Genomic DNA, 8,609 nt, shown 5'->3' on the forward strand with positions numbered 1-8,609 from the left:
TCAACGCTGGCACGTCGGACAGAAGTAAGTCGAGCGCTGGCCCTGCACGATCTGCCGGATCGGCGTGCCGCACACGCGGCACGGCTCGCCCGCGCGATCGTAGACGAAGCAGTCGAGCTGGAAGTAGCCGCTCTCGCCGTTGCTGCCGACGAAATCGCGCAGCGTGCTGCCGCCGCGGTCGATCGCATCCGCGAGCGTCGCGCGCACCGCTTCGGCGAGCCGCTCGTAGCGCGGCAGCGAGACTTTGCCGGCGGCCGTCGTCGGCCGGATGCCCGCGCGAAACAGGCTCTCCGACGCGTAGATGTTGCCGACGCCGACCACGATGTCGCCCGCGAGCAGCGCCTGCTTGACGGACACCGTGCGGCCGCGCGTGCGCCGATGCAGCAGCGCGCCGTCGAATGCCGGCGAAAACGGCTCGACGCCAAGGCTCGCGAGCAGCGGATGCGCATGCACGTCGCCCGCTTCGCGCGGATGCCACAGCACTGCGCCGAACCGGCGCGGATCGCGAAAGCGCAGCACGAATTCGTCGAAGATCCAGTCGATGTGATCGTGCTTCGCGGCGACGGGCACGCCGCCTGCGAGCAGCACGCGCAGCGTGCCGGTCATGCCGAGATGGACGATGAACCAGCCCGCATCGACCTCGAACAGCAGATACTTGCCGCGACGCTCGACGGCGAGCACCTCGCGCGCGCGCAATTGCTCCGCGAGCTCCGCCGGCACGGGCCAGCGCAGCATCGCGGTGCGGACGTCGACACGCTCGACGCGGCGGCCCGCGACAAAGGGCGCAATGCCCCGCCGCGTGACTTCGACTTCTGGCAACTCTGGCATGTTTTGCGGGTCTGAAGCTGGATGATCACGATCGTGCGTGTATTGTAGCGAGCGCGATACAATCGGTTGAAACATCGAACGGATTTCCATGACCCTGCCCTCGAAGCTGCTTCTGAAGCGCCCCGCCGCCGCGGGCGGCACGCGCGCGTTCCCGGTCCGCCGCGCGCTTGGCGCGGCCTTGCTCGCCGTCTGGACCCTCACCGCCTTTCCGGCTCACGCACAGGATCCGGCATCGGACGACGCGGAGTCGCAGGGTGCGTTCGATCACGTGATGCCGGACGAGAAGAAGGATCTGCCGGCCGTCCCGCTCACGAGCCAGATCGTCTATCAGGTGCTCGCGGCCGAGGTCGCGCTTCAGCGCAATCAGCCGGCCCCCGCGTACCAGACCTATCTCGCGCTCGCGCGCGACACGCGCGATCCGCGCATGGCGCAGCGCGCCACCGAAATCGCGCTCGGCGCGCAGAGCCCGGCCGACGCGTTGTCGGCCGCGAATCTCTGGCGCCAGTACGCGCCCGATTCGAATCGCGCATCGCAGGTCGACGCGGCGCTGCTCGTGCTCGCCGGCAAGCCGGCCGACGCGCAGCCGATGCTCGCCCGCGAACTCGCGCGCGCAACCGGCGACACGCGCGGCCCGGCGATCCTCGCGCTGCAGGCGCTGCTTGCGCGCGGCGCCGACCGCGTCGGTGGTCTCGCGGTGCTGAAGGACATGCTGAAGAATGACATGAACCGGCCGGAGGCGCATCTCGCGATCGCGCGGCAGCAGCTCGCGGTCGACGACAAGGACGGCGCCGCGCAGTCGCTGCGACGCGCGCTGCAGATCCGCCCCGACTACCTGCCCGCCGCGCTGATGCTGTCGCAGATGGGGCCGGCGGAGCGTGCGGCCGGCATCGCGTCGTTCGAGAAATACGTTCAGCAGAATCCAAAGTCGCGCGATGCGCGGCTCGCGCTGTCACAGCTGTATCTGGCCGACGATCGGCTCGACGATGCGCAAAAGCAGTTCGAAACGATGCGCAAGCTCGATTCGAAGGACCCGACGCCGCTGATGGCGCTCGCGCTGATCAAGATCCAGCAGAAAAAGCTCGACGACGCGACGGCCTACCTGAAGCAGTACGTGCAGCTCGGTGCGAAGCAGCCGGATCTCGACGTCGGCCAAGGTTACATCTATCTCGCGCAGATCGCGATCGAACAGGGCAACGAGGCCCAGGCGTCGCAATGGCTCGACAAGGTCGACCAGACGAGCCAGCACTACCTGCCCGCGCAAATCACGCGTGCGCAGCTACTGCAGAAGCAGGGCAAGACCGACGAGGCGCGCAAGGTGCTCGACGATCTGCCCGTCACCGACCCGCGCGACGCGGCCGTGATCGCGCGCACCGACGCGTCGATCCTGTTCACCGCGAAGCGCTACGCGGAAGCGGAGGCGCGGCTCTCGCGCGCGGTCGACGATTTCCCCGACGATCCCGACCTGCGCTACGACTACGCGATGGCGGCCGAGAAGACGGGCCACTACGCGGCGATGGAAAAGCAGCTGCGCGAGCTGATCCGCACGCAGCCCGACAATCCGCAGGCATACAACGCGCTCGGCTATTCGCTTGCCGATCGCAACCAGCGGCTGCCGGAAGCGAACAAGCTGATCGAAAAGGCGCTGTCGCTCGCGCCGAACGACGCGTACATCATGGACAGTCTCGGCTGGGTCAAGTACCGGATGGGCGATACGGCCGGCGCCGCGAAGATCCTGCGCCGCGCGTACGACCTGCAGCCGAACGCCGAAATCGGCGCGCACCTCGGCGAAGTGCTGTGGAAGAGCGGCGCGCAGGACGACGCACGCTCCGCATGGCGCGCCGCGCAGAAGCTCGAGCCCGACAACGAAACGCTCGTACAGACGCTGAAACGCTTCCAGATCAACGGTCTCTGATGCAGATGTTCCCGATGTTTTCCCTGTCTTCGCGCGCCTGTCGCGCGCTCGCGGCAGCCGGCGCGGCGCTCGCGCTCGCCGGTTGCGCAAGCACGCCGCCGTCCGCGCGGGCGCCCGCCGGCGGCACGCTTCAGACGGCCGCGACGCACGCCTATCACGGCCGCTTCGCGGTGCAGTACTACGACCGGCTCGGCAAGCAGCAAAACGTGTACGGCAATTTCGACTGGCAGGAGCACGGCAACGACGTGTCGCTCGAGCTGCGCAGCCCGCTCGGCCAGACGCTCGCGATCGTGAAGTCGACGCCGCGTGCAGCGTCGCTCGAACTGCCGAACCGCCAGCCGCAATATGCGGCGGACGTCGGCGAGCTGATGCAGAACACGCTCGGCTTCTCGCTGCCGCTCGCGGGCCTGCGCTACTGGCTGCTGCCGACCCCCGCACCCGCGACGCCGGCCGAGACCGAACGCGATCCGGCCGACGGCACGCGTCTGAAGCAGATCCGCCAGGACGGCTGGACGATCGACTACCTCGCCTACGCGGACGCACCGGCCACGGGCGTCAGACGCGTCAACCTCGTGCGCGCGACGCCGCCGCTCGACATCAAGCTCGTGCTCGATCAGTGAGCACGCGCACCCGTTTCGATACCAGCATGACCGATTCGACCCGCTCGCTGCGCAACTGTCTTGCGCCCGCGAAACTCAACCTGTTCCTGCATATCACCGGCCGCCGGCCGAACGGCTATCACGACCTGCAGAGCGTCTTTCAGCTGCTGAACTGGGGCGATACGCTGCACTTCACGCTGCGCGACGACGGCAAGGTCGCGCGTGCGACCGACGTGCCGGGCGTGCCCGAGCAGAGCGATCTCGTCGTACGCGCCGCGAACCTGCTGAAAGCGCACACGGGCACCGCCGCAGGCGTCGACATCGAGATCGACAAATGCCTGCCGATGGGCGCCGGACTCGGCGGCGGCAGCTCCGATGCCGCGACGACGCTGCTCGCGCTGAACCGTCTATGGCGGCTCAATCTGCCGCGCGCGGAATTGCAGTCGCTCGCGGTGAAACTCGGCGCCGACGTGCCGTTTTTCGTTTTTGGAAAAAATGCATTCGCAGAGGGTATCGGAGAAGAATTAGCTGAGGTACAATTGCCGACTCGCTGGTTCCTGGTTGTGACGCCACGCGTTCATGTCCCGACCGCTGAAATTTTTTCAGATGAGTTGTTGACAAGAGATTCGAAGCCAGTCACAATTACGGACTTTCTTGCACAGCAAAGCAGCGATGCGAGATGGCCAGACAGTTTCGGCCGGAACGACATGCAGCAAGTTGTGACAAGCAAGTACGCGGAAGTTGCGCAGGTGGTCAAATGGTTGTATAATGTGGCCCCCGCGAGGATGACCGGCTCCGGAGCAAGCGTGTTTGCAGCGTTTCAAAGCAAACAGCAGGCAGAAGCGGCGAAAGCCCAGTTGCCCGCCGGCTGGAACGGCGCAGTTGCCGAGAGCCTGAACGAGCATCCGCTCTTCGCTTTCGCGTCATGAAGTTTTACTTTGTCGGATGACCTACCGTCCGGCCAAGTTGTCAGTTAAGTGTAGGGGAGTCGCCAAGTTGGTTAAGGCACCGGATTTTGATTCCGGCATGCGAGGGTTCGAGTCCTTCCTCCCCTGCCAAAAATTTTCCCGCATTTCCCGCCCAAGCCCGAAGCAGGTGCACGATGAGCAGCCATGACGGCCTGATGGTTTTTACTGGCAACGCCAATCCCGCGCTTGCTCAGGAAGTCGTCAACATTCTTGGAATTCCCCTCGGCAAGGCAATGGTCAGCCGTTTCTCCGACGGCGAGATCCAGGTCGAGATCCAGGAAAACGTGCGCGGCAAGGACGTCTTCGTCCTGCAATCCACGTGCGCGCCGACGAACGACAACCTGATGGAACTGATGATCATGGTCGATGCGCTGAAGCGCGCATCCGCCGGCCGGATCACCGCCGCCATCCCCTACTTCGGCTATGCCCGCCAGGACCGCCGCCCGCGTTCGGCGCGCGTCGCGATCTCGGCGAAGGTCGTCGCGAACATGCTGGAAATCGCCGGCGTCGAGCGGATCATCACGATGGATCTGCACGCCGACCAGATTCAGGGCTTCTTCGACATTCCCGTCGACAACATCTACGCAACGCCGATCCTGCTGGGCGACCTGCGCAAGCAGAACTACCCGGATCTGCTCGTCGTGTCGCCGGACGTCGGCGGCGTGGTGCGTGCACGGGCACTCGCGAAGCAGCTCAACTGCGATCTCGCGATCATCGACAAGCGTCGCCCGAAGGCGAACGTCTCCGAAGTGATGAACATCATCGGTGAAGTCGAAGGCCGCACCTGCGTGATCATGGACGACATGGTCGATACGGCCGGCACGCTGTGCAAGGCGGCGCAAGTTCTGAAGGAGCGCGGCGCGAAGCAGGTGTTTGCGTACGCGACGCACCCGGTGCTGTCCGGCGGCGCCGCCGAGCGCATCGCCGCCTCGGCGCTCGACGAACTCGTCGTCACCGACACGATTCCGCTGTCGGCCGAATCGCTGGCCTGCTCGAAGATCCGCTCGCTGACGAGCGCGAGCCTGCTGGCCGAAACGTTCTCGCGGATCCGCCGCGGCGATTCGGTGATGTCGCTGTTCGCGGAATCCTGATCGCGCACCGACAAACGAAGCATGCGTAAAAAGCGAAGCGGCAACGCTTCGCTTTTTGCACAATCGGACGGGATAGACGAAACCCCGTCCGTTTCATCGGGGGCCGCCATGTCGTCGGCCCCGTTTTACTGCCTGGTCGCGGGCAGCTATTGGAGAATCACATGAAAGTCGTCGCTTTCGAGCGCAAAGAGCAAGGTACGGGTGCGAGCCGCCGCCTGCGCAACGCCGGTAAGACCACGGGTATCGTCTACGGTGGCGAAGCTGCCCCGCAAATGATCGAACTCGATCACAACGCCCTGTGGCACGCCCTGAAGAAGGAAGCCTTCCACTCGTCGATCCTCGACCTCGAAGTGGCTGGCCAGTCGCAACAAGTTCTGCTGCGCGACGTGCAATACCACCCGTTCAAGCAGCTCGTGCTGCACGTGGACTTCCAGCGCGTCGACGCGAAGAAGAAGCTGCACACGAAGGTGCCGCTGCACTTCCTGAACGCCGAAGTCAGCCCGGCCGTGAAGCTGTCGAGCGCGATCGTGTCGCACGTCGCGACGGAAATCGAAGTCGAGTGCCTGCCGGCCGCGCTGCCGGAGTTCCTCGAAGTCGATCTGTCGAAGATCGAAGCCGGTCAATCGATCCACGCGAAGGACATCGCACTGCCGAAGGGCGTCGCGCTGACGGCTCACGTCGACGCGGAAAACCCGGTCATCGCATCGGCGACGATCCCGGCCGGTGCCGTGTCGGACGCTGCAGAAGGCGAAACGCCGGCTGCGTAAGCGCCTCATCGATCCGTTTCGCGAAACGGTCGACGCAACCCGCCGCGGCGTGCCCGGCGGGTTTTTCTTTTTCTGCGCCCAGGCGGCCGATGCCGCCTTCGAAACGTCATGATCAAACTGATCGTCGGCCTCGGCAATCCCGGGGCGGAATACACCGCGACGCGTCACAATGCCGGCTTCTGGCTGATCGACCAGCTCGCCCGCGAGGCCGGTGCGACGCTGCGCGACGAGCGCCGCTTCCACGGCTTCTATGCGAAAGCGCGCCTCTACGGCGAAGAAGTGCATCTGCTCGAGCCGCAAACCTACATGAACCGCTCCGGCCAGTCGGTCGTCGCGCTCGCCCATTTCTTCAAGATCCTGCCCGACCAGATCCTCGTCGCGCACGACGAGCTCGACCTGCCGCCCGGCACCGTGAAGCTGAAGCTCGGCGGCGGCAGCGGCGGCCACAACGGGCTGAAGGACATCTCCGCGCATCTGTCGTCGCAGCAGTACTGGCGCCTGCGGATCGGCATCGGCCATCCACGCGATCTGATTCCGGAAAGCGCGCGCGCCGGCGCGAAACCCGACGTCGCGAACTTCGTGCTGAAGCCGCCGCGCCGCGAAGAGCAGGACGTGATCGACGCGGCAATCGAGCGCTCGCTCGCCGTGATGCCGATGATCGTCAAGGGCGAACTCGACCGCGCGACGATGCAGCTGCATCGCAACTGACGCACGGCCGCGCCCCGGCATGGCCGCCGACATGCGCGCCCGCGCCGGCGACGCGCGCCACGGCGTGCAACATGCGGTACTCTCGTTGTTTTGCCCGTCAGGAGCCAAGCGGTGAGCCGTTACTGGAGCGATGTCGTTCAGCAACTCGTGCCTTACGTGCCGGGCGAGCAGCCCGCGCTCGCACATCCCGTCAAGCTGAACACCAACGAGAATCCCTATCCGCCGTCGTCGCGCGTCGTCGCGGCGATCGCGCGCGAACTCGGCGCGAGCGGCGACACGCTGCGCCGCTACCCCGACCCGCTCGCCCGCGCGCTGCGCGAAACGGTCGCCGCGCACCATCGCCTCCGTCCCGAGCAGGTGTTCGTCGGCAACGGCTCCGACGAAGTACTCGCGCATACGTTCCAGGCGCTGCTGAAGCACGACCGGCCGCTGCGCTTTCCCGACATCACGTACAGCTTCTATCCGACCTATGCGCGGCTGTACGGCGTCGACACGCGTACCGTGCCGCTCGCCGACGACTTCTCGATCCGCGTCGACGACTACCTCGACGACGGCGGCGGCGTGCTGTTCCCGAACCCGAATGCGCCGACCGGCCGCGCGCTGCCGCTCGCTGACATCGAGCGGATCGCGGCGGCCAATCCGTCCTCGGTCGTCGTGATCGACGAAGCGTATGTCGATTTCGGCGCGCAGTCGGCGATTGCGCTGATCGACCGCTATCCGAACCTGCTCGTCGTGCATACGACGTCGAAGGCGCGCTCGCTCGCGGGCATGCGTGTCGGCTTCGCGTTCGGCGACGCGGCGCTGATCGAAGCGCTGAACCGCGTGAAGGACAGCTTCAACTCGTACCCGCTCGACCGGCTCGCGCAGGCGGCCGCGCAGGCCGCATACGAAGACGACGCGTACTTCGTGTCGACCTGCGCGCGCGTCGTCGACAGCCGCACGCGGCTCACGCAGGCACTCGACGCGCTCGGCTTCGACGTCGTGCCGTCGGCCGCGAACTTCGTGTTCGCGCGCCATCCGACGCACGACGCCGGCACGCTCGCGGCCAAGCTGAAGGAACGGGAAATTTTCGTGCGGCATTTCCGGCTACCGCGCATCGACCAGCACTTGCGCATCACCGTCGGCACCGATGCCGAATGCGAAGCGCTCGTGGCCGCCTTGCGCGAGCTGCTCGGCTGAAGACCGCGGGCGGCACGGCAACGCCGCCCGGGAAAACGCGGCGCGCACCGGCGCGCCGCTTGCTGCGCTTACTGCGCGTCGCCGGTCGCGGCGATCAGCGCGTGATACTTCGCCATCAATTGTGCGTGCGACTCGTCGTGCTGCGGGTCGCGCGGAATGCATTCGACCGGACACACCTGCTGGCACTGCGGTTCGTCGAAATGGCCGACGCACTCGGTGCATTTGTTCGGATCGATCACGTAGATGTCCGGGCCCATCGAAATCGCGCCGTTCGGGCACTCGGGCTCGCAAACGTCGCAATTGATGCACTCGTCGGTAATCATCAAAGCCATACTGCCACCAGCTTTCCTAGAAAAAACAATGCATTATAGCTTTTCAGCCTTCCGCACGGTCGTGCAAATTCCCCGAAATCCATGTTTTTGAGTTGCGGCTGAGTTGCATAGGTGTTGCAGATTGTGCAGCGCGCAAAGTCCAGATAGCACGCCATGCCATGAGCAACAAGACGTTTTTCGCACAATTGCGACGTGTGCGAGCCCGAGTGCCCGAACGGCGCGATT

General features: G+C 65.6%; 10 protein-coding genes and 1 tRNA gene. 8 read left to right on the forward strand and 3 right to left on the reverse strand.

Annotated elements, in window-relative coordinates; genetic code table 11:
• Complete coding sequence (gene mutM, locus HMPREF3115_RS17050; protein ID WP_070555299.1) at window positions 1–828, reverse strand: bifunctional DNA-formamidopyrimidine glycosylase/DNA-(apurinic or apyrimidinic site) lyase; 828 nt, start codon at window positions 826–828, stop codon at window positions 1–3.
• A gap of 88 nt (window positions 829–916) precedes the next feature.
• Between mutM and HMPREF3115_RS17055 the strand changes: the two genes are divergently transcribed.
• The 8 genes from HMPREF3115_RS17055 to hisC all read left to right on the forward strand — a co-directional run bounded on the left by HMPREF3115_RS17055 (window position 917) and on the right by hisC (window position 8,052).
• Window positions 917–2,740: a tetratricopeptide repeat protein gene (locus tag HMPREF3115_RS17055; RefSeq protein ID WP_006398247.1), complete on the forward strand. Its 1,824-nt coding sequence runs from the start codon at window positions 917–919 to the stop codon at window positions 2,738–2,740.
• Window positions 2,740–3,360, forward strand: coding sequence for a lipoprotein insertase outer membrane protein LolB (gene lolB / locus HMPREF3115_RS17060; protein WP_059939099.1), 621 nt, complete (start codon window positions 2,740–2,742; stop codon window positions 3,358–3,360). Before HMPREF3115_RS17055 ends, lolB begins: the two co-directional genes overlap by 1 nt.
• A 26-nt stretch (window positions 3,361–3,386) precedes the next feature.
• Window positions 3,387–4,268, forward strand: coding sequence for a 4-(cytidine 5'-diphospho)-2-C-methyl-D-erythritol kinase (gene ispE / locus HMPREF3115_RS17065; RefSeq protein WP_070555301.1), 882 nt, complete (start codon window positions 3,387–3,389; stop codon window positions 4,266–4,268).
• Between the two features lie 52 nt (window positions 4,269–4,320).
• Window positions 4,321–4,397: transfer RNA gene (locus HMPREF3115_RS17070), tRNA-Gln, on the forward strand.
• Window positions 4,398–4,441: 44 nt separating this feature from the next.
• The gene (locus HMPREF3115_RS17075; protein WP_006398244.1) at window positions 4,442–5,398 is read left to right on the forward strand and encodes a ribose-phosphate pyrophosphokinase; all 957 of its coding nucleotides are present in this window, start codon (window positions 4,442–4,444) and stop codon (window positions 5,396–5,398) included.
• Between the two features lie 161 nt (window positions 5,399–5,559).
• On the forward strand, window positions 5,560–6,165 hold the full coding sequence (locus HMPREF3115_RS17080; RefSeq protein WP_012212698.1) for a 50S ribosomal protein L25/general stress protein Ctc: 606 nt from the start codon (window positions 5,560–5,562) through the stop codon (window positions 6,163–6,165).
• Window positions 6,166–6,273: 108 nt separating this feature from the next.
• Window positions 6,274–6,873 carry an aminoacyl-tRNA hydrolase gene (gene pth / locus HMPREF3115_RS17085; RefSeq protein ID WP_006406630.1) on the forward strand — a complete coding sequence of 200 codons (600 nt, stop codon included), beginning with the start codon at window positions 6,274–6,276 and terminating at the stop codon, window positions 6,871–6,873.
• A 111-nt stretch (window positions 6,874–6,984) separates the two neighbouring features.
• The gene (gene hisC, locus HMPREF3115_RS17090; protein WP_070555304.1) at window positions 6,985–8,052 is read left to right on the forward strand and encodes a histidinol-phosphate transaminase; all 1,068 of its coding nucleotides are present in this window, start codon (window positions 6,985–6,987) and stop codon (window positions 8,050–8,052) included.
• A gap of 68 nt (window positions 8,053–8,120) precedes the next feature.
• On the opposite strand, the gene HMPREF3115_RS17095 is transcribed toward hisC, so the two are convergent.
• Together HMPREF3115_RS17095 and HMPREF3115_RS31945 are read right to left on the reverse strand one after the other, a co-directional pair.
• Complete coding sequence (locus HMPREF3115_RS17095) at window positions 8,121–8,384, reverse strand: YfhL family 4Fe-4S dicluster ferredoxin (protein ID WP_006406632.1); 264 nt, start codon at window positions 8,382–8,384, stop codon at window positions 8,121–8,123.
• On the reverse strand, window positions 8,375–8,609 hold a 235-nt coding region (locus HMPREF3115_RS31945), incomplete at its 5' end, for a hypothetical protein (protein WP_218079214.1). The genes HMPREF3115_RS31945 and HMPREF3115_RS17095, both read right to left, overlap by 10 nt.

Source organism: Burkholderia sp. HMSC10F09 (genome assembly GCF_001806955.1).
Classification (GTDB): Bacteria; Pseudomonadota; Gammaproteobacteria; order Burkholderiales; family Burkholderiaceae; genus Burkholderia; species Burkholderia multivorans.